Source organism: Saccharothrix ecbatanensis (assembly GCF_014205015.1).
Classification (GTDB): Bacteria; Actinomycetota; Actinomycetes; order Mycobacteriales; family Pseudonocardiaceae; genus Actinosynnema; species Actinosynnema ecbatanense.
In genome coordinates this window covers 1,794,421-1,820,961 of sequence record NZ_JACHMO010000001.1, presented here as the reverse complement: position 1 = coordinate 1,820,961, position 26,541 = coordinate 1,794,421, and the positions used below count along the sequence as shown (strand labels likewise).

The following is a 26,541-nucleotide window of genomic DNA, read 5'->3' as shown; positions in this document are numbered from 1 at the left end:
CATCTCGTATGGGAGTGACCGTCGAATGTATTCGACGGTCACTCCCATACGAGATGCCGCCATTGACGACAGCCCGAATTCAACGCAACTCTTTCGCTGGAAATATCCTCTCGACCTGGCGGCCCGACCGCCAGGTCGACTCCGGCGAAGGGCACGCATATGACATTGTCGTCATGCGGTGCGGTCATGCGATCGGCACTGGTTCTCGTCTTGGGCGCGGTCGCCGCACTCGCGCCGACCGCACCCTCGGCTCAAGCAGCCACCGTCGACACCACCGCCACGTACGTCGTGGTCGCCCGGCACAGCGGCAAGGCCATGCAGGTGCAGTCCACGGCCGATGGCGGCGCCGTGGTGCAGTCGACCAGAACGGACTCGGCCGCGCAGCAGTTCCAGTTCGTCGACTCCGGCGGCGGGTACTACCGGCTGAAGTCCCGTCACAGCGGCAAGGTCGTGGACATCGCCTCCGCCTCCACGGCCAACGGCGCGAACGTGGTGCAGTGGACCGACAGGAACGCCACCAACCAGCAGTTCAGCCTGGTCGACACCGACAGCGGCCACGTCGGGATCGTCAACCGCAACAGCGGCAAGGCATTGGACGTGTGGGAGAGGTCCACCGCCGACGGCGCGCGCGTCTCCCAGTACGACGTCAACGGCGGCGCCAACCAGCAGTGGCTGCTCGTCCGGCTCGGCGCCGTCCCCGGTGACCCGCTGCCGGCAGGCTGCACCGGAACCGGGCCGATCACCTGCCGCTACGACGTGGCGCCGGGCCACTACGACGTGACCGTGCGGCTGGGCAGCTCGTCCCGTGCGGCCAACACCGGCATCACCGCCGAGGCCCGACGCCGGGTGCTCGCCGCGGTCGACACCGGCGCGGGCCAGTTCGCCGAGCGGGTCGTCACCGTCAACGTGCGCAACCCCGAAGGTCAGCCGACGGGTCAGGCCGGCACCGGCACGCCGGGGTTGAACCTCGTGTTCGACGGGCGCTCGCCATCGGTCGTGGCGGTCACGGTCAGGCAGGTCAGGCCGCCGGCGTTGTTCCTGGTCGGCGACTCCACCGTCTGCGACCAGAGCGTCGCCCCCTACACCGGCTGGGGCCAGACCCTGCCCGCCCGCCTGCGCGAGGGCCTGTCGGTGGCGAACTACGCCGACTCCGGCGAGAGCTCCGGCTCGGTGCTGTCCAACTCGACGCTGTTCCCCGCGGTGCGGTCGCAGACCCGCGCGGGCGACACGGTCATGATCCAGGTCGGCCACAACGACAAGCAGACCTCGGCCACCGCGTTCCGCGACAACCTCACCCGGATGGTCCGCGACGTGCGCGCGGCGGGCGGCACGCCCGTGCTGGTGACGCCGCCGGTCCGCCGGTTGTTCGACTCGTCCGGTCGCCTCACCGGAACCGCCTGGCACATCAACGGAGTGGGCGCCAACCTGCCGAACGAGATGAAGGCCGTCGCGCGGGCGCAGAGCACTCCGCTGATCGACCTGACCACGTTGTCCGCCAACCTGGTCCAGCAACTCGGCGTCACGCCGTCCGAGCAGCTGTTCCTGACCCGCGAGAAGGGCGACAACACGCACTTCTCCGAATACGGCGCAACCGCCATGTCGAACCTGGTGCTGGACGAGGCCGTCCGGCTGGGCGTCATCCCATCGACTCAGGTCCGCTGACGTCGCAATTCTGCCGATAACGACATGGAGGACCGATGAGAACATCTCCACGAAACCGGTGCCTGGCCATCGCGGCGGCCGTCTTCGCCGCGATGGCGGCCGTAGTGGTTCCGGCGCAGGCCACGCCGGCACCCGCGCTGTGCGCGGCACCGCAGGCCGACTCGGGGGCGGGAGCCGCCCTCGCGCCGTTCAAGGTGTGGCTGGCCGGTGACTCGACCATGGCCAACGGCAGCAGCACGTGCCCGGTCGGCTGGGGCCGGGAGTTCGACCGGCTGTTCAACGACGACGTCACGGTCGTCAACAACGCCATGGGCGGTCGGAGCATCCAGACCTGGCTCTACGAGACGAACGTCAAGAGCACCAAGGACTCCGCCGGCGAGTGCGTCGTCAGCCCTCGCACATACGCCTCGCGCTGGGCGACCATGCTCTCCACCAACGGCATGCAGTCCGGCGACTGGCTGATCATCCAGTTCGGCATCAACGACGGCGACTCCAACTGCCCACGCCACGTGGGCACCGCACGCTACCGCGAGCTCCTGTCCACTATGTCCCGCGAGGCCAAGGCACGCGGTGTGAAGCCCGTCTACGTGACGCCCGTGTCGGCGATCCGCTGCTCCGGTTCGACCGCGGTGGCCACCCGCGGGTTCGTGAACGAGACCATCGCCCAGGCGCAGGTCGACCAGGTCCCGGTCATCGACCTGCACCAGCGCAGCATCGCGTTGTACAACTCGCTGCGCCTGTGCCCCAACAACGGCGACTACAGCCAGGGCGCGGTCGGCGCGTTCTTCTGCAACGACCACACCCACTTCGAGGCGGCCGGCGCGGCCCGCATCGCGGAGGTCGTCGCCGGGGCCCTGCGTGACCAAGGCATCGGTCTCGCCTCTTCGCTGCGTTCGACTTCGTCCGCCTACAGCCTGGTGGCGCAGCACAGCGGCAAAGCGGCCGACGTCAGCGGAGCGTCCACCGCGGCCGGGGCCGGGCTCGTCCAGTGGGCCCCCAACGGTCGGCCCAACCAGCAGTTCGAGTTCATCGACACCGGTGACGGCCACGTCCGCGTCAAGGCCCGGCACAGCGGCCTGGTCCTCCAGGTCTCCGGCAACAGCAACGGGGCCGACATCACGCAGCAGCCCGACACCAACGCCACGAGCCAGCAATGGCGCGTGGTCGACCACGGCGGCGACGTGATCAGCCTCGTCAACCGGCAGTCCGGTCTGGCCATGGACGTGTGGGCGAAGTCGACCGCGGATGGCGCGCGGATCTCCCAGTACACCTACAACGGGAGCGCCAACCAGCGCTTCAGCCGACTACGGGGCTGAAGCGCCGGTTGAGGAGTAATGGGTGCGGGCGATGACTTCCTGGTCCACCTGGAAGTCATCGCCCGCGTTCAACGCTCGGAGTGCCCGTGTCGCGGGTCAGCCGGCGTAGTGCACGTCCGGCCACGGCGGGGTGGCCATGCCGCCGCCGATGTGGAAGCTCGGGTGCGGCGGCTGGTTGTAGGCGGTGTTCTGCCAGGCGATGGCGACGCGGTACATGGTGTCGTGCATCAGCGTCGGGATGCGTCGGTCGGTCTGGTTCGGGGTGGAGTAGATGCGCAGAGCCCGGTTGTCAGTGGTGGGCCACACGACCTCCTCGCGCCAGTCGCCCAGGATGTCACCGCTCACGGCCGGGGTCGACTTGCTGCCGTTGTTGGAGCGCACGCCCGCCCCCGTCAGCACGCGGGTGTCGCCACCGGTGCCGTACTTGTCCACGTACGTGCCGTTGAGCAGCTCGCGCGACGGGTCGCCGTCCCACCAGAGCAGGAAGTTCGCCGACGACGGCTTGCGGGCGATGCCGGTGCCGCGGATGTCGCGGATCTGGCTGTCCGCGCTCGACCACGATTCCGCACCGGGGTTGCCGGCGTAGATGTCGGCCGACACGCCGCGGCCGTTGTCACCGGCGGCAGCGGTCCGCCACAGCACCTGGCCGGTGCGTGCGTCGGCGAACCACGTGGCGGGCTGGTTGCTGTTCTCCGAGACCTTGTAGTACTCCAGGCCCGGCCGGGACGGGTCGAGGTCGCCCAGGTGGGCGGCGTCGCCGTGGCCGAACCGGGTGTTCCACAGGCCTCGGCCGTTGTCGTCGATGGTCGCGGCGCCGTAGACGATCTCGTCGCGGCCGTCCTGGTCGACGTCGCCGATGGTCAGCGAGTGGTTACCCTGACCGGCGTAGGTGCTGTTGCCGGTGGCGTTGGAGTCGAACGTCCAGCGCTTGGTGAGCGCGCCGTTGCGGAAGTCCCAGGCGGCGATGACCGCACGGGTGTAGTAGCCGCGGGCCATGATCAGCGACGGGCGTGCGCCGTCGAGGTACGCGGTGCCCGCCAGGAAGCGGTCGACGCGGTTGCCGTAGCTGTCACCCCAGGAAGAGACGTTGCCGCGCGGCGGGTCGTAGTTCACCGTGGACATGGCGGCGCCGGTCTGACCGTTGAACATGGTCAGGAACTCCGGCCCGGTCAGGATGTAGCCGCCGGAGTTGCGGTGGTCGGCGGAGGCGTTGCCGATCACCGTGCCCCGGCCGTCACGGGTGCCGTCGGCGGTCTTCATCGCCACCTCGGCCTTGCCGTCACCGTCGTAGTCGTACACCTGGAACTGGGTGTAGTGCGCGCCCGCCCGGATGTTCCGGCCCAGGTCGATGCGCCACAACCGCGTGCCGTCGAGCCGGTACGCGTCGATGTAGACGTTGCCGGTCACGCCCGACTGCGAGTTGTCCTTGGCATTGGTCGGGTCCCACTTGAGGACGAACTCGTAGTCGCCGTCGCCGTCCAGGTCGCCGACGCTCGCGTCGTTGGCCACGTACGTGCTGCCCGGCGACTGGATCGGCACGTCCCGGTAGCCCGAACCGAACCCGAGCGACGCCGGAGAGGCCGCCTGCTCGGTCCCGTTCACCACCGCGCGGACGGTGTAGGAGGAGTCCGCCGCCGCGCCGTTGTCCAGGTAGTTCGTCGAGGACGTGATCGGGGAGGAGTTCAGCTTGGCGCTGCCCCGGTACACGTTGAACCCGACGTTCTGCGGGTCGCCGGCGAGGAGCCGCCAGCTGACCAGGTTGCCGGATCCGGAGCGGACGCTGATCACGCCGCGATCCAGCCGTTCGACCTGCTTGCGGCCGGTCGGATCACCAGGTCCCGGGCCGGGGCCCGTCGTCGTGGTGGTCGTCGTGGTGGTCGTGGTCGTTGTAGTCGTGGTGGTGGTGGTGGTCGTCGTCGGGTCGACGCCGCCCGTGCACGTGGTGCCGTTGAGGGTGAACGTCGTCGGCACGCCGACCGCGTCACCGGTCATCGTGCCGTTGAAGCCGAACGTCGCCGTGCCACCGGTGGCGATCTGCCGGTTGTAGTCCACATTGGACGCTGTCACACTCGCGCCGGAGGCGTCGAACGTCGCGTTCCACCCCTGGCCGAAGCGCTCCGAGCCGGGGAACGCCCAGGCGAGTCGCCACCCGTCCACCGGGTCGCCCAGGTTGGTGATCATCACGTTGGCGGTGAACCCGCCCTGCCACTTGTTCTGCACCGTGTAGTCGACCTTGCAGCCCGGAGCGGCCGAGGCCACTCCCGCCACTACTAGGCCGCCGGTCAGTGCGCTGATCGCCGTAGCGGCGGCGACCATGCGCACCCGCGAGTTCATGAGCACCATTGCTCCATTCGCTCGTGCATTCCTGGGAGCGCTCCCAGAAATGGTCTGTTGTGTCCCTATGGCGTGAAGCTCGGACGATGACGCTGCCGTCATCAATGAAACGATTCAACCGCCGCGTGGACGCCACCGTGGAAAGCGCTATCCAGGTGACGGTCCCGCAGTCGGTCCCCTCATGTGCTTTCGAGCAACCCACGGCGGTAGATCAGACCGTACGAACGGTGCTGACCCGGTGTCAACAGTCTTGCCGATAAAGTTTCGCCGCCCGGCAGGGTTACCCGGGCGTTGCGAATTTCGTGCCGACCACGTACTCGCAAGTAGGCTGTATCGTTTCACGCCTCGCGAAGGGGCGGCGGGAGGCCGTCGGCCACGTTGCCGTCCGGCCAGCCACCCCTTCAGCCCACCACACCGATCACCGGGTCGACGTTCCGGCGACGCGGCACTAGTTCAGCCTCGCGGACGGTCCGTCCTGACCACCGCTCGCGTCCTCACCGCGATCCATCAAACCGAGCTCGACCGCCCGCACGGCGATCTGGAAGCGCGACTGCACCCCCAGCGTGTGGGCCAGGTCCGCGACATACCTGCGATAGGTGCGCACCGAGACCCCAACCTGCCTGGCCGCGACCTCGTCCTTGTACCCCTTGGACAACATGTTCAGGATCTGCCGGGTCTGGTCGCAGCTGTACATCAAGGTGAAGTCCTGGTAGGCGCCCAGGGCAGGCGCGAGCCGCCAGGCATTGCGGTAGAAGCTGTACAGCACTTCCTGGAGTTCGGGGCAGTCGAAGAACGGCATCTCCCCGTCGTGGGACCTGCTCCTGCACATCGCCGCGGCGCCCTTGACCAGGATCATCTCCGGCATGGACTTCGGCGCGATCCGAGCCTCACAGCGGTCCAACCGACGGAGCTTCGCGTCCATGAACGCGTCCACCACCGACCGGTCGCACAGCATCTCGACGCGCCCCCGGTCCGGCAGCTCGCCGGCCACGTCGATGATCTCCATGGCGAGCCACTCGGTCGCCACCACGCAGCGCACGGTGTTCTCGGGGCGCGCGATCAGCGCCCGGATCACCTCGCGCACGGTGTCCCGATCCGCCGTCCCGGAACGCGGTTCGTCACGGTAGGCGCAGATGGCGGAGCTGATCAGGTTCTGCGCCAGTTGCAGCGTCTGCTCAAGGAATCCGTCGGCAACGCTGTCCTGCGACGGCGCCGCCACCGCCGCCACCGGCGACAGCGCTCTCAGACCCGACGGACTCGCAGCACGCACCGCTCGGCCATTGCCGTTCACGGCGTGGTACGGCTCGCTCACAGCGAGCATGCGGTTGTTCGACATCAGGGGTCCCCCCCAGGGATTCTCATTGTCAGGTATTACGGATTGCTGTGTTCGGCGGCCGTTTTCGCGCAGCCGAGGACGCTTGTCCCCCGCGTGCCAGAATCGACGCGGATCCCCGTTGAGTGGAATATCGGCACCCCGCAGGACCCATTTGGCACCGCTCGTGGGCTGTGCCGACAGGGCTCGATCCGAGCGGCCGGCTCGCACGTGCGGGCCGGTCAGCGCGTGGGCGGCGCTCTCCCCGAAACCCGCCCCACCCTGCAACATACGCTGTAAGTCACCCTGCTCACTATGTACTTACGGTGTACGTATGTCAACCACTGCTGCCGAACACGCACTTAGTCGAGTGCACCCCGATCGCGTTGGACCAGGCCGGCGAGGCGACCGGCCGCACACAATGTGAATAGAGATCGCATTCTGCGGGGGCGGTGCTCAATTGCCGCCCCGGACGAGGCCGGTGCGCACCACGCGCCTTACGGTCCTAAAAGGACATCAACGCCAAGGAACGCCAACGGCTCCACCAGCCGCACGGTTCCGGCGGATTCCGGCCGGTTCGGGCCGATCCGGACGAGGGCGCGCGCGACAAACGGCTCCCTCGATCGCACCCTCGGGCTGACCGGCTGCGTGGTGGCCGGCCCGGGTGAGGCGATCACCGCGCTGGAGGCGCTCGACCCGAGCCCGATGTTCGGCGGGCAGCTGTCGCCGGCCACCGCGACCCCATTCGATCCGGCTGCTCACCGCGACCGAACCGACGCTGGTCGACCGGGGCTACCGGGGCTACCGGGCGCCGATCGACGTCTTCCCGTCCGCACGCACTCGACCCTGCGATTGACCATCAACGCCGCGCACAGCGAGGAGCACCTGCTCGGCATGATCGCGGTCCTCCAGGAGCTGCAACCCAGACTGGGCTTCTGAGCGCTCAGCACGGACTTCGACGGCCGCCGCGACCTGCCGTTACGCGTCGCGCCCGGGGCATGGCCCGAACAGCGCGCACAACGACGCCCCGGCGTGCTCGGCCACCAGCAACCCGAACGCGGCGATGCCCGCCTTGGCCTCGTCGTCGGTCGTGGACAGCAGGAACAACCGGGCGAAGATCGGGCCGAGCAACAGGGCGTGCACCACGGTCGGATCGGGTCTGCGGCTCAGCTCGCCCCGGCGCACGGCCCGATCGAGCAGTTCGGTTAGGCAACGCTGCTCGACGTCGACGTACTCGCTGACGAAGGTGGCCGCGAACGTCGCGTCCTTGTGCTTGTCCGCGAGGAGCCCGGGAAGCACGTCCGGCGGCGGGACAGACAGGCTCTCCGCGATCTCCGCGGTCAGCGCGCGCAGATCGCCGAGCAGCGACCCGGTGTCCGGCGGCGGCGACAGGTCGAGACCGTGCACGACCGACGCGAAGATCATCTCCGGTCGGCTGCCGTAGCGGCGGTAGATGGCCGCCTTGCTGGTGCCCGCCCTGGCGGCGACCGCCTCCACGGTGAGTCCGGTGTACCCCACCTCGGCCAGCACCGCCTGGGTCGAGCTGGTGATGGCGCGGTCGACCCGGCCGTCCCGCGGTCTGCCGAGAGCTTGCGGTTCATGCGGCATGGTGCCATCATACGGAACCATGAGTTCCGGAACTAGCAGTACCATAAAGCCGCGCCACCGCCCGACGGTCATCCGCGATGTCCGGGTGTTCGACGGCACCCGCATGCTCCAGGGGATGACGGTGGTCATCCGAAACGGCCTGATCGAACAGGTCACCCCGGCCGCTGCGCACGACGGGCACGCGGAGATCGTGGACGGCGCGGGCCGGACCTTGTTACCGGGTCTCATCGACGCGCACACGCACGTCTTCCCCGGCGGCCTCGCCCAGGCACTGCGGTTCGGCGTGACCACCGAGTTCGACATGTTCTCGACGGACCGGACGTCCGCCGACTCCAAGGAGCAGGCCCGCACGCGCGACGATGTCGCGGACATCCGCAGCGCCGGGGTGGGCGCGACCGCTCCGAACGGGCACCCCAGCCAGATCATGGGCCCCGTCTTCGGCCCGTTCCCCACGGTAGCCGGCCCCGACGACGCCGAGGCGTTCGTGCACGCCCGGCTGGCGGACGGCTCGAACTACCTGAAGATCCTCATCGAGGACGGCGCGCAGCTCGGGATGGACATCCCCGCGCTCGACCGGCCGACCGTGCGGGCCTTGGTCGCCGCGGCGCACGCTGCGGGGATCAAGACCATCGCGCACGCCATCTCGCTGGACTCCGCCGAGCTGGCCATCGACGCGGGCGTGGACGGCCTGGCGCACATGTACGTCTCGCCGAGCACCGACCAGGACGTGGTGGAGCGCAGCAGCACGCGGATCGCCAAGGCCGCCGCGGCCGCGGGCGTCTTCGTGATCGGCACACTGGCTCTCGTGGAGGCGATGACCGGATCGGACGCCGGCGTCGAACTGGCCGCCGACCCGCGGATCGGCCCCTACCTGCCGGACTCGGTCCGACCGGCGGTCGGCAAGCCGATGCCGATGATGCCCCCGATGCCCCACATCTATCGCAATGCCAAGCGGGCCTCGGCCGCGTTGTACGAGGCCGGTGTGCCGCTGCTGGCGGGCACCGACGCCAATGACGGGCCGCACGGATCGTTCCCGGTCGTGCACGGCGCGAGCGTGCACCGCGAGCTGGTCTGCCTGGTGGACGCGGGCCTGAGCCCGGTCGAGGCGCTGGCCGCCGCGACCAGCTCCCCCGCCGCGCATTTCGGGCTAACCGACCGGGGCCGGATCGCGCCCGGGCTCAGGGCGGACCTCGTGCTGGTGGACGGCGATCCCGCCGCGGACATCACCGCGACCCGCTCCATCGTGGCGATCTGGCGGGCGGGCGTGCCGGTGGCCGGCGTCGACCGCAACGCCTCAGTCGAGGGTGTCGTCGCCGAGCTCGCGGAGCCTGCGCTCCAGCCGAACCAGTGAGCGGGCCCGGAACGGGCCGATGGACCCTCGCGGGATACCCAGCTCAGCGCTGATCTCGTCATAGCTACGCGGTGGGTCGCACATCAGCAGGCCCAGCAGCGCCTGGTCCCTGGCGGGCAGGTCCTGCAACGCGCGCAGCACCAACGTGTCCCGGTCCCGGCCGACAGCGGCCGCCTCCGGGTCCGGCGCCGACTCGTCGAGCCGGTCGAATGCCGTCGAGTCCCCGGAAGGCACGTGCCGGGCGACTCGCGGCAGGTGCTTGAGGCTTTCCCGCTTCGCGGCCACGGCCAGCCACTCGGCGAACCGGTCGGGCGAGCGGAGCTTGGTCAGGTGCTTCACCACCTGCATCCACGTCGCCTGGCTGACGTCCTCGCAGTCCGTTCTCGACAAACGGTGCGAGCGGGCGATCGCCCACACCAATGGGGCGTAACGGCGAACTAACTCGTTCCAGGCCGCCTGGCTACCGACAAGGCATTCTTCGACAAGCTCATCAACTGTCGAATTGGGCATTGTTACCCGCTTCTCTCTGCCATCCGGACATGCGCACGCATGGCGAGGTCCATATAATCTCTTCAGCCGAAGAAATCGACCCACCCCACCGCTGACGCGAAGCGACGCAACACCGTCGACACCTCGTTCCACGTCCCGCTTCGAGAAGCGACACTACAGGGACCGGAACGCCGTTTGTGGGCCACTGGAGGCGTCCGGGCCTGCATAAAGTGGTCACGTTCAGGCGGAACCGGGGACCGCTCCCCACCCGCCGCACACCGCCGGACCGAAATGTGAATCGTCATCCGACTCGGCCGAGTGCGCTTTTACGGGCGTCTAGCTGCGGATCATGGAAAACGGAGCCCTGCCAAGGCCACAGGCCGGACCGGCAGGGCCGACCAAGAGTGAAGGCGAGCGCACCCAGAGCGAACCGCGCGATTCGGGTGCGCTGCACGTTGTTGTCAATGGATACCGATCAGCACATGCGCCATGACAAGCGCGGCGTATCTGTGCTAAGGCCTTCCCTCGACGGGCTTCAGGAGCGGCGCAACCATGTTCCCAGCCAGGCGGCGAAGGCACGCGGGCGGGTCGGCGTGGGCTGGGGCCGGTGCTTGAACACGTCGAACGCGTCCTGGAGCACGGAATCGGGCATCGAACCGACGGCGTGCTTGAGTCGGTCAAGCAGCGGGTCGCCCAGATCGGATCGGTCGTTCATACAACACCAGACTTCCTGCGTTCGTCAGCCTGCCGCCTGGCGATACTCACAGGGTAAGCACCACGGCCTGCTCACTCGTCGGGCAGCGAGGCCACCACCACAGCAATCGTGGCACCGGCAAGGGTTCTCGACAAGGCCGATGATCACGCCACGGTGGCCGCCAACGCGCTCAGCGCCCGATCCAGCCTGCGCACGTCGCCGGTCGGCAGCACCTCGGAATCGGGCAGCGCCGCCCGGACGAAACCGGTCAGCACCCGGCCGGGACCGACCTCCACGAACCGGGTCATCCCCGCGTCCGCCAGCCGGAACATGGTCTCCGTCCACCGGACCGCGCCGGTGAGCTGGCTGCGCAGGTTGCCCAGCACATCCGCCGCTGTGCGGGCGTAGTCCGCGGTCACGTTGGCCACGATCGGCACCACCGGGTCCCGCACGACGACCCGCTCCAACTCCGCCGCGAACTCGTCCTCGACATCGCGCATCAGCGAGCAGTGGAACGGGGCGCCGACGTCGAGCAGCACCACCTTGGTCGCACCGGAGCCCTTGGCCGCCGCGACGACCGCAAGCACCGCCTCCTCGACACCGGACACCACGGTCTGCCCCGGCTCGTTGTAGTTCGCCACCTCGACCAGCCCGTGCTCGGCCTTCGCCAGCGCGCACAGCCCGTCCACCTGGTCGGCGTCGAGGCCGACGATCGCGGCCATCCGGCCCGGAGTGCGGCTGTTCACCTCGGCCATCAGCTCACCCCGCCTGCGCACCAGGCGCAGCGCGTCCACCCAGTCCAGCGCGCCCCCGCAGACCAGTGCGGTGTACTCACCCAGGCTGTGCCCGGCGACCGCGTCGGGGGCCAGACCGCGCTCCTGGGCGATCCGCAGCAACGCCATGCTCGTCAGGAACACCGCGGGTTGGGTGATCTCGGTCGGCCGCAACTGTTCCGCGGTGCCGTGCCAGCACAGCTCGGACAGCCCGAACCCGAGCACCTCGTCCGCCGTTCGGTAGAGCTCGCGCACGAGGTCGCCGTGCCGCTCAACGAGATCGAGTCCCATCCCGACGCGTTGGGATCCCTGGCCGGGAAACAGCAATGCGGTACCAGTCATGACCTTCCGATCGCTAGTCCGTGCTCAAGTGGTGAAGTACTTGCCCCCGTGGAAGACCAGTGGGCCGTCGGCGGAGCCGGCCTCGATGGCGAGCACCGCGCCGACGAAGATGGTGTGGTCACCCACCGGCACCTGACTCTCCAGCAGGCATTCGACGTGGCCGACCGTGCCGTCGAGCAAGGGCGCCCCGGTCCGGCCGATCCGGTGCGGGACCCGGGCGAACGCCTGGTGCCCGGACGGCCGGTCCGACGAGGCGAACAACCGGCACAGCTCGGCCTGGCCCGCGCCGAGGATGTTCACCGCGAACCGGGCCGCCGCGCGCAGGTCGGTCGCGCTCCGGGACCGGGTGCGGAGGCAGACCATGGCCAGGGCCGGGTCCAGCGACAACGAGGTGAACGAGTTGACCGTGACGGCGCTCGGGCCGTCTTCGCCCGGCATGGTCACGACGGTCACCCCGGTGGCGAACTGGCCCATGACATCGCGCAGTTGCCGTGAGGTGAAGCCCGGCGCGGGCACCGGGTCCGGTTGTGCCGTCGGAGCGGCCACGAACCGGTGGCCGAGAATCATCGTCGCGTCGGGCGGGACGGTTCCCACCGAGGCGGTGCCGTCGAACCAGCCAGTCATCTACGCCCACCCCGCTCGTGTCGCCGATTTCCTGCCGGAGCGCGGACGTCTCCAGCCGACGTCCGGTGTGCTCACTCCTGGGCCATTTCCCGTCTGCTGACGAAGATCTCACCCGCCCGCACGTCCACCGTGAACACGTCGACCGGGTCCATGGCAGGGGGGTCCAGCGCCTCGCCGGTGCGCAGGCAGAACCTGCTGAAGTGCCACGGGCACTCGATCATGGCGCCGTCCAGCTCGCCCTCGCCGAGTGGCGCGCCTTCGTGGCTGCACTCGGCGCCGACGGCGCAGATCTCACCGTCCACATTGGCCAGTAGCACCTTGCTGCCGTCGACCTCCCTGGTCAGCAGCTTCCCCGGCGGGATGTCGTCGATGTGCGCGACGCGCACCTCTGGCACAGTCACTGCGGTCACTCATTTCGTCGTGGCGGAAGACGAGACGGCCGGCTCGGGAGAGGTCGCCGAGCCGGCCACCGGTCCGATCGCCGTCAGGGTGCGGCGACGGGGGAAGGCGCGGTCCAGTCGACCACCGCGCCCGCGTAGATCCACTTCGTGCTCTCCACACCGACCAGCATCACCCGCCGGCCGGGCGCCACGCGACCGTCGCGCCAGGCGTCGTCGAGGAACAGCGGCACCGCGGCGCTGCCGACCGCGCCCATCACCGAAAGACTGTCGATGATGCGCCCGTCCAGCGCCTTCCACTCCGCGGTGTCCAAGCCGGACTCCTTGAGGGACTCCAGCATCCAGCCGACGTTGCCCTCGGGAACCAGGCACAGGTCGACCGACGCGATGTCGATGCCCGCCTGCCGCACGGTGTCGCTGATCGCCCTGGTGACCATGACCGGCGTGAAGTCCCCCGCTCCGACCACGTCCACCTTCAGGTCGACCAGCCGCTTGGCCGCGACCTGCTCGTGGATCGGCGCGTGGGTGCCACCGCCGACCGAGTGGATCCCCGGCTTGCGCAGGCCGCCGATGCAACGGCTCACGCCGCCGAGGAGCCCGCCCGGCGTGCTGGACTCCTTGAGCACCATGGCGCCCGCGCCGTCACCGAACATGTAGACCGGCATCCGGTCCCGCATCCGGATCGAGTACGGGTCCTTGCCGAGGAAGACCGGTGCGAGCACCGGCGAGATCGCCTCGGAGCCGATGACGACCGCGTTCCCGCAGTCCCCGCGCTCCAGCTTCATCCGGGCGATCTCCATCCCCTGCACCGCGCCCGCGCCGCCGGAACGGATCTCCAGGGTCTCGCACTCGGCGATGCCCAACCGTTCCTGCACCAGGTTCACCACCGGTGGCAGCGGGTAGTCGGGGGTACCGGTGGACAGGATCAGCAGGTCGACGTCGGCGGGCTCGATCCCCGCCGCCGCCAGGGCCTGCACGGTGGCCTTGTAGGCCATGTCCGAGTTGTTCTCCCGGTGTTCCCCGGTCAGCGGGTCGATCATCCAGAACCGCTGGTCGATCGACAAGCCCTCGCGGACATCGTCCGGCAGCGGGCCGACCAGGCGTTCGATCTCACTGGTGAGGATCGGTTCGCCCGGCTGGTACCCGCCGGTGCCGACGATGTGCACCCCCATCGGAGGCTACGCGCCGACGGACACGGTGTCCGCGGCTTCCGTCCGGGTCGCGACCAGCTGGACCAGGTTGTCCACGGTGAACAGGCTCATCACCTTGTCCGCGGCCAGCTTGCCGGCCAGGGCGTCCTGGTCGATCTGCGGCATGATCTTCTTGAGCTGCGCGAGTCCGGTGGGCGTCACGATCTCGTTGACGTCGCCGAACTCATCGTCCGGGATGCCGCCCTGCACGTACTCGGCCAGCTCCGCGGCCTGGATCTTGACGCCGATCGCCCGCTCGATGCGGAACAGGATGTCCAGCAGGTCGATCGACTCGGCGCCCAGGTCGTCGAGCAGCGTGGCACTGGCGGTCACCTCGTCGGCCTCGACACCAAGGGCCGTTTCGACCGAGGAGTGGACGGCCTCGGTCACCTGGTCACGACTGATCATTGCTTTTCCTCCGATGTGACTCTTTGCCTTCTACGTCAATAGATCCGGGCTGACCGGCGCCGGATACAGGTTCGGCTCAGCGGCCGCCGCGGATCTTGTACTTGGCCACGTGCAGCACGTTGCGGGCGGTCAGCTTGATGATGCCGAGACCGCTGGTGCCCGGCTCCGGGGCCATGCCGAGCTGCTCGACCAGCGCGGCCGTGCTCTCCTCGTGCCACAGGTCGACGAACTTGCCGTCCCGGACCCGGTGCAGGTCGAGTCCGGTCATCGTCCACTTCTTGCCGGTGGGCGGGAACCCGTACATCGGCTTGCCGGTGAACGTGCCGCGCGCGGTCCACCGGTCGATCACCAGGTCACCCTCCACGACGATCTCGTCGAGGGTGAACCGCATGTCCGGGGCCATGTCGTGCATCATCTGCACGGCCTGCCGGTGTCCGGCCCGGCCGGTCGGGCAGCCGGGCAGCGGCATGTGGTCGGTCCAGTCGTCCGCGAGCAGCTCCTCCTCGGTCTCCACGCTGTTCTTGTCCCACACCTCTTCGATGTAGCGGCGGGCCATCTCCCGGTAGGTGTCAGCCTTGGCCGAGTCGGTGTGCGTGCTCACAGACATACTCACTGTTCTCCCGTTCCTTGTCATCCACAATGGCCAGTCGGGCGGCGGTGCTCGGCGCGGTGGTCTTCCGCAACGTCATCTTGATGCCGTGCTTGGCGCGCAAGGAGATGTCCGGCTGCATCACGATCGGGTGGCCGGGCACCAGGTCCAGGTGGAACCGCTGCAGGATCGACGCGGTGACGATGGTCAGCTCCATGTTGGCGAACGCCAGGCCGACGCAGTTGCGGGGACCGCCGACATAGGGCACGTAGGCGAACCTCGGCCGGCCAGCGGACCGCTCCTTGTCGAACCGCTCCGGGTCGAACCCCTCCGGGTTGTCCCAGTAGTCCGGGTGCCGATGCGTGAGGTAGGTGCTCAGCAGCATGAAGGACCCGGCGGGCACCCGGTAGCCGCCGATCACGTCGTCCCGCAACGGCATCCTGGCCACCTGCCACAGCGGCGGGTACAACCGCAGCGCCTCGGCGATGAACAGCTTGAGGTACTTCAGCTGCGGCAGGTCGTCCTTGGTCGGTTTGCGGTCGCCGATGACCTCGAACACCTCGGCCCTGGCCCGCCCGGTCTCCTCCGGGTACTTCGACATCAGGTAGCAGATCCAGGACAGCGTGGTCGCGACGGTCTCGTGACCCGCCACGAACAGCGTCATCACCTGGTCGCGCAGCTGCTGGTCGGTCATCAGGTGGCCGGTCTCCGGATCGGCCGCCGCCATCAGCATGGACAGCAGGTCCGGCACCTCGGTGTCGACCTGGGTCGCACGCCGTTCCGCGATGAGGGCGTACACCGTCTTGTCCAGCAGGTCCCTGGCCTTGACGAACCGCCGGTTGGCCGGCGTGGGCACCGACTCCGGCAGGTCGACCACCGCGATCAGCTTGCGGTTGAGGTGTTCCAGCTGGACCGCGACCGCGTCACCCATCTCGGCGGCCTGCGCCGACCAGTCCGCCCGGAACAGGCAGCGGGCCAGGATCTCCAGGGTCAGTTCCTGGGTCTCGGACCGGGCGTCGATCCCCTCGCCCCTCGCCGCCAGCGCCGCCCAGCGGTCCAGCATGCGTTCGGCCGCGTCGGCCATCACGCTCGCGAACCGTTCGAGCGGCTCCCGGCGGAACGACGGCGCGACCATCCGGCGCTGCTGACGCCAGACGTCACCCTCCGAGGTGACCAGGCCCTTGCCGACCGAGACGCTGATCTTGCGGTTGAAGTCGTCCGGGTGCGGGTACATGTCGACGTGGTCGACCAGGATGTGCTTGAGGTACTCGGGATTGGCCACCAGGAACACGGTCACCGGGCCGCGGAACCGGACCAGGTCGCCGTACTCGCGCCAGGCCTTCCGGAACGTGGTGATCGGGTCCGACCGGAATCCCATGGCCGACCCCAGCACCGGGTGACCCGCCGGCCCCGGCGGCAGTGGGCGCAAGCCGCTCATCGCACACCCGCCACCGCGTCCGCACGCTCGATCCGCATCGGCATGCCACCGCGCGGGTAGAGGAAGACGTTGGAGGTCGGCTCGCACACGTGCCCCGGCGCCAGGGTCAGCCGGTAGTCCTGGAACATCCGGGCGATCACCAGGGGCGCCTCCAGCACCGCGACCGATGAGCCCGGACACAGCCGCGGTCCCCGTGAGAACGGGATGTAGGCGTACAGCGGCGCGCCGCCGGTGGCGCTGGTGACGAACCGGCCCGGGTCGAAGCCCTCCGGGTTGGTCCAGAACTCGGGGTGCCGGTGCATCAGGTACGGGCTGATGAACACCTGCGAGCCCTTCGGGATGTGGTAGCCGCCGATGACGTCGTCCTCCAGCGGCGTGCGCGAGAGCGTCCACACCGACGGGTAGAGCCGCAGCACCTCGGCGAACACCTGGCGCAGGTACTTCAGCTTCGGCAGGTCCGACGCCAACGGCTCGCGGTCACCGCACACCTCGGCGACCTCCGCCCTGATCCGCTGCTCCACCGACGGGTAGCGCGAGGTCAGCGAGAACGCCCAGACCAGGGACAGCGCGGTGGTCTCGTAACCGCCGAGGAAGATCGTCACCACCTCGTCGCGCAACTGCTTGTCGGTCATCCCCGCGCCGCTGCCCTCGTCCTTGGCGTTCAAGAACCTCGACAGCAGGTCGTCGTGCTGCTCGCGGCTGCGCCTGCGGTCGGCGATCAGGCCGTAGACGAACTTGTCCAGCAGCGCCCGCGCGACGAGGAACTCCTTGCGCGCCTTGGACGGCCACGCTTCGGGCAGCTCCACGAACCGCTGCAACCTGGTGTTGGTGTACGCGTTGCAGGTGCGGACCGCCTGGGCGATCTCGCCCGCTCGCGCGCTTACGTCGGTGCTGAACAGGGTTCGCATCACGATGGTCAGCGCGAGTCGCATCATCTCCGGAGTGATGTCGATGGTCTCGCGCCGCTCGGCCAGTGGCCGCCAGCTCTCGATCAGGTCCGCGGTGGACTGCACCATGGCCGGCCCGAAGGCGGAGATCCGGGACCCCTTGAACGCGGGCTGGGCCATCCGCCGCTGGCGGAAGTGGAACTCGCCGTTCGACGTGAACATGCCCTGGCCGACGAAGGGCTCGAACTTGCCCACCGACAACGGGTCCTTGGGGTAGTTCGGCTGCCGGTCCTCCAGCACGTGCTTGATGTGGTCGGGGTGCACGATCAGGAACATCTTGCGCTTGCCCGGCAGCTTGAACTGCACCAAGTCGCCGTGCTCGCGCCAGGCCGCGGTGAAGGTGCCGACCAGGTCCCGGACCAGGTCCGGCCCGGTGCCCACCACCGGGTAACCCTTGGGCCCCGGTGCTTCCTGACGAAACGCCAAGCTCATCTGACTTCCTCACTCCGCGGGTTCGGCGGGCTCACTGGGGTGCGGGTCACCACTCCGGCCCGACCTCGCTCACGCCCTCGGACTGCAAGATCTGTTGCGCGACGTGGTTGCCGGAGACGATCACGCGCAGGGCGCTCGCCGCCTGGGCCCAGTGGCCGGCCAGGTAGAGCCCCTCGATCGGCGTGGTGTACGTCAGCCGCTTGCTACCGGCCTGCGCGGGGGTGTTCTCCCAGCCGTAGGCCGCGCCGGCGCGGTTGAGGGTGAACCGCTCCATGGTGTGCGGGGTGGCGCTGGAGACGAACGTCAGCCCGGCCCGGAAACCCGGGTACAGCTTCTCGATGAGGTCCAGGTAGCGGTCCTCGAGGATCGGCTTGAGCTCGTCCCACGGTTTGGGCGCGTCGTACGGCGCGAGCGCCGTCGAGGTCACCAGGTGCTCCCCCGGCAGCCCGAGCGACGGGTCGAGCAGCGTCGGCACCACGACCACCGTGCCGGGCGCCCGGCCCTCCGCGAAGCCCGCGAAGTTGGCGTCCATGTCGTGGTCCTCGTAGATGAACGTCTCGTGCGCGCCGCCCATCGCGGCGATGTCCACGGTGCTGGCCGCGTACACGACGAACATCGACATGGACGGCCGCAGCGAGTTCAACCGCCGCAGGTACGGCGTCGGCAGGTGCTCCTTGCCGACCAGGTCCTCGAAGGTGTGGGTGGCGTCCGCGTTGGAGACCACCACGGGCGCTCGCACCAGCACCGGAGCCGGGAAATGCGGGCTCTTGGCCACCTCGACGCCGATCGCCCGGCCGTCGCGCACCTCGATCCTGGTGACCGGGCTGTTGGTGAGGATGGTCCCGCCACACCGTTCGATCGCGGTCACGAAGGCCTTCACCAGGTGCTGGAACCCGCCCTTGCAGTGGTACAGGCCGTGCATCTGGGTGAACAGGAACCGCGCGAAGAGCTCGAAGGACAACTGCGACGGCGGCAGGCCCATGTACGGCCAGCCCGCCGTGCAGAACGCCTTGCAGCGGGGATCCTTGATGAACTGGCTGACCACGTCGTCGAGCGTGCGGGTGCGGTTGGCGAACAGCGTCGGGAACCGTTCGACCGCCACGCCGAGCTCCTTGACCGAGAGCTGCACCGGCACCTGGTGCGCTTCCTCCAGGAACTTCTCGCACAGCGCGAAGAAGCCTCGGATGCCCTCCGCCTCGTGCGGGAACTTCTGCACGTGCGCGTCGATGAACGAAGCCGCGCCGAACGGGGCGTCGAGCTGGGTGTCGCCGATCACCACCCGGTACAGCGAGTCCGACTCGACGAACTCGCACATGTCCCGGACACCCAGGTACTTCAGGAGTGTGTCGATGGTGCCGCCTTCGGCCGCACCGGGCACCACGTGGATCGCCGGGTCGAAGTAGCGTCCGTCACGCTCGAAGGGGTGGGCATAACCACCGATCCCCGCACCGCGCTCGAGCACGAGCACCCGGCGGCCGAACTTCGCCAGGTACGCGGCGGCAGCGAGGCCACCGAGCCCGCTGCCCACGATGACGCAGTCGTACTGATCGGACAAAGCCTGCGGAAGGGCGTCAGCCATCTCGGTCCGTCCGGTTGGAAACTGTTCTCACCACTAAAGATCCAGTCCGATCAGCGCTGGATACACCCCGGGCCCGGCCACCCCGGCAAAATCTCGGGACGGCCGGGCCCAGGACGGCGGCGGGTCGGTGGAACCGCGGGTCAGTGGAACTCCGGAACGGTGTCGGAACCGGCGGCTACCACGTGGGCCTGCCCAACCCGAGCGCGGTCATCGCGCCACCGTCGACGGTCACGAACGACCCGGTCATGTAGCTGGACTCCGGACCGGCCAGGAACCGGACGACCTCGGCGATCTCCTCCGTGCCGCCGAAGCGGCGCTGCGGGATCTGCCGCTTGATGCCCTTGCCCGCGTCGCCGCCGGTGAGCCCGGCCACCAGTTCGGTCGGCGAGAAGCCCGGCAGGACCGCGTTGACCCTGATGCCGAACCGCGCGGTCTCCATCGCGCAGCAGCGCGTGAACGCGTTCACCGCGCCCTTGGACGCGGCGTAGTTGGACTCGCCGACCCAGCCGCGCTCCCCCATCACCGAGGACACGTTCACCACCACGCCGTCGCCACGGGCCATGAAGTGCGGCAGGACGTTCTTGGTGCAGTTGAACACGCCACCGAAGTTGACCCGCATCACCTCCATCCAGTCGCCCGGCTCCATGGAGTAGATCAACGCGTCCTTGGCGATGCCCGCGTTGTTGACCAGCACGTGCAGGCTGCCGCACTCCTCGATGACCTGCTGCACCAGCCGACCGGCGTCGTCGTAGTCGGACACGTCGCCGCGCACCGCGAACGCCCGCCCGCCCGCTTCCTCGATCTGCGCGACCGTCTTGGCCGCCTCGTCCTCCCCCTTGCGGTAGTTGACCGCGACCGTGGCGCCGTCGGCGGCCAGCCTCTTGCAGATGGCCGCGCCGATGCCCCTCGAACCACCGGTCACCAACGCGACCCGGTCTGCCAGCTTCATTCCTTGTTCCTTCCTGCTACCAGGCAATGGTGCGTGCCACCCAGCGACGAGCCGTTGACGAGCACCGGGCCACCGCTGCCGTGCACGGCGAGCGCGAGGGACAGCGCGGGCCCGACGCCCATGGGTTCGCCGAGCACTCGCTTGGGGGCGTGCCGGGCCGGGCCGGCGGGTCCGAACAGCCGGTCGACGGCGAGCGACTCCGGCCGGTCGGCCGCGGTGAGCCCGGCGGCGGCCAACCACACCTGCTCGATCTGCGTCGGGGCGAGGCCCGCGTCGGCCAGCGCGGCGGTCATCGCCCGCTCCATGCCGCGGCCACGCGCGTCCCAGCGCCTGCTGCGGCTCGCGTCGGAGGCGTTGCCGTGTCCGAGGACCGTGCCGAGCACCGTGGCGCCACGGGCGGCAGCGGACGCGCGGCTCTCCAGCACGAGCGCGACGCTGCCCTCGGCGAGCGCGAAGGCGTCATCCCCGCCCAAGGCGCCCTGGGCGTCGTAAGCGCGGACCACCTCGTCGGTCAGCGTGTCGGTCACGGTCACCACCATGGCCTGGACGTGTCGATCCGCGATCAGGTCGGCCGCGTAGCCGACGCAGGCCGCGCCGGTGGCGTGCCCGACCGACAGAGTCGAGGTCGGCCCGTACAGGCCCAGGTGCATCGCGACCTGGCCCGCCGCCTGGTTGTAGACGGTGTTGGGGAAGACGCCGGGATCGGCCGCGGCGGGCCCGTCGGCCAGCAGCGGCACGACGAACTTCCGCATGGCCTCCATCGGCCCGGTCCCGGTGCCGAACAGCACGCCGACCTCGGCGGCCTGCGGCGTACCCGGTTCGATCCCGGCGGCCCGGAGCGCGTCGGCAGCCGAGATCACGCTGAGCACGCCGAGCCGGTCCATCCTGCGGCGCTGTTTGCGGGTGAGGTAAGGCTCTGGATCGACCGCCACCCGGCCGAGCAGCATCCCGTGTTCGGCGTCGCCGACCGGGATGCCCGCCAGCACAGCCGCCGCCGCGGCGTCGATGCCGTGCCCCGCCGGGGTCAGCGCGGACACGCCGGTGATCACCACGTCGTCGGTGTCCCGGACCGGACGGGTGTACGAGGTGCCCGGCCTGGCCAGCAGCAGGGCCGCGTTGGCCCCGGCGAAGGCGAAGTTGTTGCTCAGCGCGAACGGCCGGTCGAACGAGCCGGCCCCGTTCGGCAGGTAGTCCAGGTCGCACTCCGGGTCGGCGGTCAGGTAGCCGGCGGTCGGTGGCGCCAGCCCTTGGGCGACCGCGTGCGCGGTGACGATCCCCTCGACCGCACCCGCCGCGCCGAGCAGGTGCCCGACCATCGACTTGGTGCTGCTGACCAGCACACCGTCAGCGGCGTCGCCGAGCGCGAGCCGGATCGCCTTGGTCTCGGCCGGGTCGTTCTTCGGGGTGCCGGTGCCGTGTCCGTTGACGTAGCCGACGTCGGCGGGCTCGATGCCGCCCTGCCGCAGCGCGTCCCGGATGGCGTTGGCCGCACCGGAGCCGTCCGGCCGGGGCGCGGTGGCGTCGTAGCCGTCCGAGGACAAGCCGTATCCGGCGACCTCGGCCAGGCAGGTCAGGCCGAGCCGTTCTGCCAACTCGGCGCCGACCAGGAGGACCAGCCCGCTGCCTTCACCGAGGGAGAGCCCGGACCGGTTGCCCGAGTAGGGCGCGGCGGGCTCGGCTGAGAGCGACTCCAGCGAGTTGAACCCGGCCAGCACCACATCGGACAACGCGTCGGTGCCGCCGGCCAGCATGGCGTCCGCACGGCCGGTGCGGACCAGGTCCGCGGCCATGCCGATGGCGTTGGCGCCGGACGCGCACGCGGTGTTGACCGCCAGCACGGGACCGCGCAGCCCGAAGTCGGCGGCCAGCGCCTCGGCGAGGGCCTGGGGGGTGACCAGGTCGGCCAGCTTCGGGTCGGGGGTGCCGCCCTCGGTGTCGACGCGAAGCCATTCCCGGCCGGACAGCAGGCCCGCGTTGCAGGTGCCGAGCACGACCCCGAACCGGTCCGGGTCGATCAGCCGGGCGGGCAGACCGGCCAGCGCCTCATCGGCCGCGGCCAGTGCCAGGTCCAACGCGCGCTCGGTGAACCCGTCCGGTCGCGGGTAGCGGCGGCGGGGGTCGGGCACCGTCTCGACCTCGCCGGCGATCTTGGTGCTGAGCCCGTCCATCGGCAGGTGCTGCACCGGCCGGATGGCGACCCGTCCGGCCACCGCGCCCGCCCAGAGGTCGGCCGCGGCGGGTCCGTGCGCGGTGACCGCGCCGACCGCGACGATGGCGACCCGGACCGTCTCCGTCTCCGTCATCACGAAGCTCCTCTCGTTTCACCCGGGGCGCCCAGCGCGACCGCGACCTGCTGGCCTTCCAGGCCCCGGCCGATCGCGATGGCGTTGCGCACTCGCAACTGGCGGGCTTGACCCGCGACCCAGTCGAAGTCGCAGTCCGGGTCCGGCCGGTCCAGGTTGAGCGTCGGCGGGACCGCGCCCGCGTCGATGGCCAGCGCGCAGACCACGACGTTGAGCGCGCCGGCCGCCGCGACCAGGTGCCCGGTCGCCGGTTTCACGCTGGTCGCGCACGCCCCGTCGCCCAGCGCACTGCGCAGTGCCCTGGCCTCGGACACGTCGCCGAGCCTCGTCGCGCAGCCGTGCGTGGCCACGAAGTCGATCTCGGCGCCCGCCTGCGCACGCGCCTTCGTGATGGCCGCGGCCAGTGGCTCGCCGGTCGGCTCCGGGGTCAACAACCGCCCGTCGAAGGTGGCCGCCACCCCGGTGATCTCGGCGTACACGTGCGCGCCGCGCCGTCGGGCCAGCTCCGCGTCCTCCAGCACCACGAACGCGGCGCCGTCGCCGAGCAGCGAACCGGAGCGGTCCACGTCGTAGGGCCGAAAGGCCTCGGCCAGCCGGTCGTTGTCGGTGCTGAGCACGCCCAGGCCGTCCATCTTGGATGCCGTCCACCACGAGGCCGCGTCGTCGAAGCCGCCCGCGATGGCGACCTGCGACTCACCCCGGCTGATCGACCGGAACGCCCGGCCGATCGCGGTGGCGCCCGCGTCCGCGGTGCCGTGGAAGTAGGCGTTCGGGCCGGTCAGGCCGTAGCGCTGGGAGATGTAGAACAGCGATGCGGCCTGCAACCCCTCCACGTAGTACAGCGGGTAGAAGGCCGAGCTGTACCGCCTGCCGAGCTGCCGCACGTCCGCGACGCCGTCCTCGCGCCTGCCCGCCAGCGCGCCGGCCAACATGTGGTCGGGGTTGGAGATCTCCTTGTTTCCACCGACGAAGACACCGACCCGGCCGGGATCGCAGGTGTCGAAGTCGATGCCGGAGTCCTCGACCGCGAGCACCGCGCCCGCGATCGCGAACTGGTCGTTGCGGGTCGCCATCCGCAGGCTGCGCCGCGGCGCGAACCGCTCCGGCTGGAAATCGTCGATCTCGGCGGCCAACCGGGTGCGGAAGGAGGACGGGTCGTACGCCGTGACCGGACGGATCGCGGTGTCACCGTCGAGCAGCCGCTTCCAGGTCTCCTGCCTGCCGGTGCCGAGACCGGTCAGCAACCCGATCCCGGTGATCGCGACACTCCTCATAGGAACTCTCCCGTCTCGACCCGATGCAAGCTCAAGGTGCGCACAGTGGTGACGGTTCGGCCGTCCACCTTCGCGGTGGCCGTGCAGGTGGCGGTGCCGGCGGACCGGCTGGTGACGTCCACGTCCAGCCGCAGCACGTCACCGGGCCGGACGAAGTGCCGGTAGCGGACGCGACTGGCGCCGGCGAGCCGCCACGGCCCGTCGCCGAGCACCAGGTTCGCCACCTCCACCAGGTCCTCGATGATCATCACGCCGGGCAGCACCGGGAACCGGGGGAAGTGCGACTCGAACACCTGCAAGGTGTGCGGCACATGCCGCACCGCGGTGGCGCGCTCGCCCTCCACCAGGCTCTCGACCCGATCGAGTTGGGTCACGGCTGACGCACCACCAATGCGGCGTTCGTGCCACCGAAGGCGAACGCGTTCACCAGCACGGCGCGCACCTCGCGCTCGCGCGCGACCAGCGGCACGTAGTCCAGGTCGAGTTTCGGGTCCGGGTTGCGCAGGTTCACGGTCGGCGGCACGGTCTGGGTGCGCAGCGCGCCGAGCGCGGCGATCAGGTTCACCCCGGCCGCGGCCGACGTCAGGTGGCCGGTCATGGACTTCGGCGAGCTGATCGACAGCTCACTCGCGTGCGGGCCGAACACCGCCTTGATCGCCTTGGTCTCGCTCAGGTCGTTGCCCGGCGTGCCGGTGCCGTGCGCCACCACGTAGTCGATCCCCGTGGGGTCCACTTCGGACTCGGTCAACGCGTCCCGCATCGCGGAGATCGCGCCGCCGCCGTCCGGTGGCGAGTCGGTGATCCGGTAGGCGTTGAGGGTGGAGCCGTAGCCGGCGAGTTCGGCGTGGATGCGGGCGCCCCGGGCGACCGCGGTGTCCCAGTCCTCCAGCACCGCGACCACCGCGCCTTCGCCGAGCACGAACCCGGACCGGGTCGCGTCGAACGGCCGTGACGCCGCTTGCGGGTCGTCGTTGTACTCGGTGGCCAACGCGCCGAGCAGGGAGAACCCCAGCACGTCCATCCAGGTGGTGAGGGTGTCGAAGCCGCCGGCGAGCATCATCCGGCAGTCGCCCTCCTGCACCCGGCGGAACGCCTCGCCGATGGCGTGCGCCGAGCCCGCGCACGCGGTGCTGACGTTGATCAGCGGCCCCCTGCACTCCGCGGCCCGCGCGATCGACGCCGCGCCGACGTTCTGGTCGCGCAGCAGCACGTCACCCGGCGCCTGCCGGTAGTACCGGCTGCGGCCGCTCGACTCCATCAGGTGCGACATGTCGACCAGTTCCTGCAACTCCGGCCGGCCCACGGTGGCGCCGATCGAGACCCCTCGGTCGTAGGGGTCGATGTCCCGCCAGTTCTCCCCCGCGTCCCGCAGCGCCTCATAGGCCGCCGCGACGCCGTAGGTGGCCGCCCGGGAGAGGTGTTTGCGGTCGTGGCCGGCCGGGATCGCGGTCGCGTGGTCGAACCCGCGCACCTGACCCGCGATCCGGACCGGGAACTCGGTGGCGTCGAAGGTCTCCAGCTTGGAGACCCCGCTGCGCCCGGCCAGCATCGCGTCCCACGTGGACGGTGCGTCGTTGCCGAGCGGGGTGACCGCGCCGATGCCGGTGATGGCTACCCTGCGGTTCACCGGACACCGCCCGCGCCGATGGCCTGCTTCCCGGCGTCCCGCAACACGGGCAGGTGCCCGGCGAGCTGGTGCTGCATGCGTTCGGTCTCGTCGGGAGAGTCGAGCTGGTCGGCCGCGATCAGCGCGCACATGATGGACTGGGCCTCCAGGACGATCTTCCCCTCCACCGACGCGGTGCCGGACAGCACGGCGATCTCCTCGCTGATCGTCTCCACGCTGCCAGTCAGGGTGAGCACGTCACCAGGGCGCACCGGGTCGCCGAACACGACGGAGTCGATCGACAGCAACGCGGCCCGCAGCCTGCGCTCGGTGGAGGTGACCACCAGCCAGGTGCCCGCCTGACACAGGGACTCGAGCACGAGGTGGGCGGGCATCTCCATGCCGCGACCGAGTTCGCGCCAGTAGTCCTCGCGGTGTGAGGTCACCTTGCGGGCCACGACGTGCCGATTGGCTTCCAGCTCGTCGACCCGGTCGATCAGGTGGAAACGCATGGGCCTCCTTCGAAAACGAGTACAGCCTGCGCGATGGCGAAGCCGCCGGAGTGCGAGAGCGAAAGCTCCATGGTGGACATTCCCAGCCGGTCGGCGGCCGCGCGGACCGCACCGCTGAGCGTCGCGCCCGGTCTGCCGAGCGGCGCGTTGACGATCTCCACGTCGGTCCAGCGCATGTGCGGGCCGAGTCCGGTGCCGAGCGCCTTGAGCACGGCCTCCTTGCCCGCGAACCGGCACGCGAAGTGCGGGTACGGGTGACGTTTGGCCGAGCAGTAGGCGCGTTCGCGTTCGGTGAAGATGTCGGCCTCGGCCTGCGGGTTGTCATCGAGGAGCTTGCGCACCCGCCGCACCGGGATGAGGTCGACACCGACGCCGAGCCGGAATGTCATGGGCTTCTCCTTTCGAGCTCTC

25 protein-coding genes are annotated in these 26,541 nt (G+C 69.8%); 4 read left to right on the top strand and 21 right to left on the bottom strand.

From position 1 onward, the window contains the following. Nucleotides 1-186 precede the first annotated feature (186 nt). Nucleotides 187-1,662: an RICIN domain-containing protein gene (locus tag F4560_RS08020; RefSeq protein ID WP_246477754.1), complete on the top strand. Its 1,476-nt coding sequence runs from the start codon at nt 187-189 to the stop codon at nt 1,660-1,662. Nucleotides 1,663-1,697: 35 nt separating this feature from the next. Next, nucleotides 1,698-2,978: an RICIN domain-containing protein gene (locus F4560_RS08015; RefSeq protein ID WP_184918211.1), complete on the top strand. Its 1,281-nt coding sequence runs from the start codon at nt 1,698-1,700 to the stop codon at nt 2,976-2,978. Nucleotides 2,979-3,074: 96 nt separating this feature from the next. Here the strand turns inward: F4560_RS08015 and F4560_RS08010 are convergent, their stop codons facing one another. Continuing rightward, nucleotides 3,075-5,312, bottom strand: a complete 2,238-nt coding sequence (locus tag F4560_RS08010; RefSeq protein WP_246477753.1) for a rhamnogalacturonan lyase family protein — start codon at nt 5,310-5,312, stop codon at nt 3,075-3,077. Nucleotides 5,313-5,760: 448 nt separating this feature from the next. Beyond that, nucleotides 5,761-6,648: a helix-turn-helix domain-containing protein gene (locus F4560_RS08005; protein WP_184918205.1), complete on the bottom strand. Its 888-nt coding sequence runs from the start codon at nt 6,646-6,648 to the stop codon at nt 5,761-5,763. Between the two features lie 627 nt (nt 6,649-7,275). On the opposite strand from F4560_RS08005, the gene F4560_RS08000 reads away from it, so the two are divergent. Further along, entirely contained in the window at nt 7,276-7,563 is a 288-nt protein-coding gene (locus F4560_RS08000; protein WP_184918202.1) for a hypothetical protein, read from the top strand. Between the two features lie 39 nt (nt 7,564-7,602). Here F4560_RS08000 and F4560_RS07995 read toward each other — a convergent pair whose 3' ends face one another. After that, nucleotides 7,603-8,232 carry a TetR/AcrR family transcriptional regulator gene (locus tag F4560_RS07995; RefSeq protein WP_184918199.1) on the bottom strand — a complete coding sequence of 210 codons (630 nt, stop codon included), beginning with the start codon at nt 8,230-8,232 and terminating at the stop codon, nt 7,603-7,605. A 115-nt stretch (nt 8,233-8,347) separates the two neighbouring features. On the opposite strand from F4560_RS07995, the gene F4560_RS07990 reads away from it, so the two are divergent. After that, entirely contained in the window at nt 8,348-9,583 is a 1,236-nt protein-coding gene (locus tag F4560_RS07990; protein ID WP_221483395.1) for an amidohydrolase family protein, read from the top strand. Here F4560_RS07990 and F4560_RS07985 read toward each other — a convergent pair. The 18 genes from F4560_RS07985 to acpS all read right to left on the bottom strand — a co-directional run bounded on the left by F4560_RS07985 (nt 9,527) and on the right by acpS (nt 26,519). Continuing rightward, complete coding sequence (locus tag F4560_RS07985) at nt 9,527-10,093, bottom strand: RNA polymerase sigma factor (RefSeq protein ID WP_184918197.1); 567 nt, start codon at nt 10,091-10,093, stop codon at nt 9,527-9,529. The genes F4560_RS07990 and F4560_RS07985 overlap by 57 nt on opposite strands. Nucleotides 10,094-10,607: 514 nt before the next feature. Continuing rightward, nucleotides 10,608-10,787: a hypothetical protein gene (locus F4560_RS07980; RefSeq protein WP_184918194.1), complete on the bottom strand. Its 180-nt coding sequence runs from the start codon at nt 10,785-10,787 to the stop codon at nt 10,608-10,610. A gap of 143 nt (nt 10,788-10,930) precedes the next feature. Further along, the gene (fabD, locus tag F4560_RS07975) at nt 10,931-11,881 is read right to left on the bottom strand and encodes an ACP S-malonyltransferase (protein ID WP_184918191.1); all 951 of its coding nucleotides are present in this window, start codon (nt 11,879-11,881) and stop codon (nt 10,931-10,933) included. A 24-nt stretch (nt 11,882-11,905) separates the two neighbouring features. Then, nucleotides 11,906-12,505 (bottom strand): flavin reductase family protein, encoded by a 600-nt coding sequence (locus F4560_RS07970; RefSeq protein ID WP_221483392.1) that lies wholly within the window; start codon nt 12,503-12,505, stop codon nt 11,906-11,908. A gap of 71 nt (nt 12,506-12,576) precedes the next feature. After that, nucleotides 12,577-12,906, bottom strand: a complete 330-nt coding sequence (locus tag F4560_RS07965) for a Rieske (2Fe-2S) protein (protein ID WP_221483391.1) — start codon at nt 12,904-12,906, stop codon at nt 12,577-12,579. Nucleotides 12,907-12,989: 83 nt separating this feature from the next. Further along, the gene (locus F4560_RS07960; RefSeq protein ID WP_184918189.1) at nt 12,990-14,075 is read right to left on the bottom strand and encodes a 3-oxoacyl-ACP synthase III family protein; all 1,086 of its coding nucleotides are present in this window, start codon (nt 14,073-14,075) and stop codon (nt 12,990-12,992) included. A 6-nt stretch (nt 14,076-14,081) separates the two neighbouring features. Then, nucleotides 14,082-14,501 carry an acyl carrier protein gene (locus F4560_RS07955; protein WP_184918187.1) on the bottom strand — a complete coding sequence of 140 codons (420 nt, stop codon included), beginning with the start codon at nt 14,499-14,501 and terminating at the stop codon, nt 14,082-14,084. Nucleotides 14,502-14,577: 76 nt separating this feature from the next. Next, nucleotides 14,578-15,102, bottom strand: a complete 525-nt coding sequence (locus F4560_RS07950; protein ID WP_184918185.1) for an ester cyclase — start codon at nt 15,100-15,102, stop codon at nt 14,578-14,580. Next, nucleotides 15,071-16,528, bottom strand: a complete 1,458-nt coding sequence (locus tag F4560_RS07945) for a cytochrome P450 (RefSeq protein WP_184918183.1) — start codon at nt 16,526-16,528, stop codon at nt 15,071-15,073. Before F4560_RS07945 ends, F4560_RS07950 begins: the two co-directional genes overlap by 32 nt. Further along, on the bottom strand, nt 16,525-17,907 hold the full coding sequence (locus tag F4560_RS07940; RefSeq protein WP_184918182.1) for a cytochrome P450: 1,383 nt from the start codon (nt 17,905-17,907) through the stop codon (nt 16,525-16,527). Before F4560_RS07940 ends, F4560_RS07945 begins: the two co-directional genes overlap by 4 nt. A 46-nt stretch (nt 17,908-17,953) precedes the next feature. Beyond that, on the bottom strand, nt 17,954-19,486 hold the full coding sequence (locus F4560_RS07935) for a phytoene desaturase family protein (RefSeq protein ID WP_184918180.1): 1,533 nt from the start codon (nt 19,484-19,486) through the stop codon (nt 17,954-17,956). A 175-nt stretch (nt 19,487-19,661) separates the two neighbouring features. Next, nucleotides 19,662-20,435, bottom strand: a complete 774-nt coding sequence (locus F4560_RS07930) for an SDR family NAD(P)-dependent oxidoreductase (RefSeq protein WP_184918178.1) — start codon at nt 20,433-20,435, stop codon at nt 19,662-19,664. Further along, on the bottom strand, nt 20,432-22,738 hold the full coding sequence (locus tag F4560_RS07925) for a beta-ketoacyl-[acyl-carrier-protein] synthase family protein (protein WP_184918175.1): 2,307 nt from the start codon (nt 22,736-22,738) through the stop codon (nt 20,432-20,434). The genes F4560_RS07930 and F4560_RS07925 overlap by 4 nt, the downstream gene beginning before the upstream one ends. Beyond that, nucleotides 22,738-24,012: a beta-ketoacyl-[acyl-carrier-protein] synthase family protein gene (locus F4560_RS07920; RefSeq protein ID WP_184918172.1), complete on the bottom strand. Its 1,275-nt coding sequence runs from the start codon at nt 24,010-24,012 to the stop codon at nt 22,738-22,740. Before F4560_RS07920 ends, F4560_RS07925 begins: the two co-directional genes overlap by 1 nt. Then, a complete protein-coding gene (locus F4560_RS07915; RefSeq protein WP_221483390.1) occupies nt 24,009-24,386 on the bottom strand; it encodes an ApeI family dehydratase in 378 nt (125 codons plus the stop codon). The genes F4560_RS07920 and F4560_RS07915 overlap by 4 nt, the downstream gene beginning before the upstream one ends. Next, nucleotides 24,383-25,639 (bottom strand): beta-ketoacyl-[acyl-carrier-protein] synthase family protein, encoded by a 1,257-nt coding sequence (locus F4560_RS07910; protein ID WP_184918171.1) that lies wholly within the window; start codon nt 25,637-25,639, stop codon nt 24,383-24,385. The genes F4560_RS07915 and F4560_RS07910 overlap by 4 nt, the downstream gene beginning before the upstream one ends. Next, nucleotides 25,636-26,130 carry a hotdog family protein gene (locus F4560_RS07905; protein ID WP_184918169.1) on the bottom strand — a complete coding sequence of 165 codons (495 nt, stop codon included), beginning with the start codon at nt 26,128-26,130 and terminating at the stop codon, nt 25,636-25,638. Before F4560_RS07905 ends, F4560_RS07910 begins: the two co-directional genes overlap by 4 nt. Continuing rightward, entirely contained in the window at nt 26,115-26,519 is a 405-nt protein-coding gene (acpS, locus tag F4560_RS07900) for a holo-ACP synthase (protein WP_184918167.1), read from the bottom strand. The genes F4560_RS07905 and acpS overlap by 16 nt, the downstream gene beginning before the upstream one ends. Nucleotides 26,520-26,541: the final 22 nt, after the last annotated feature.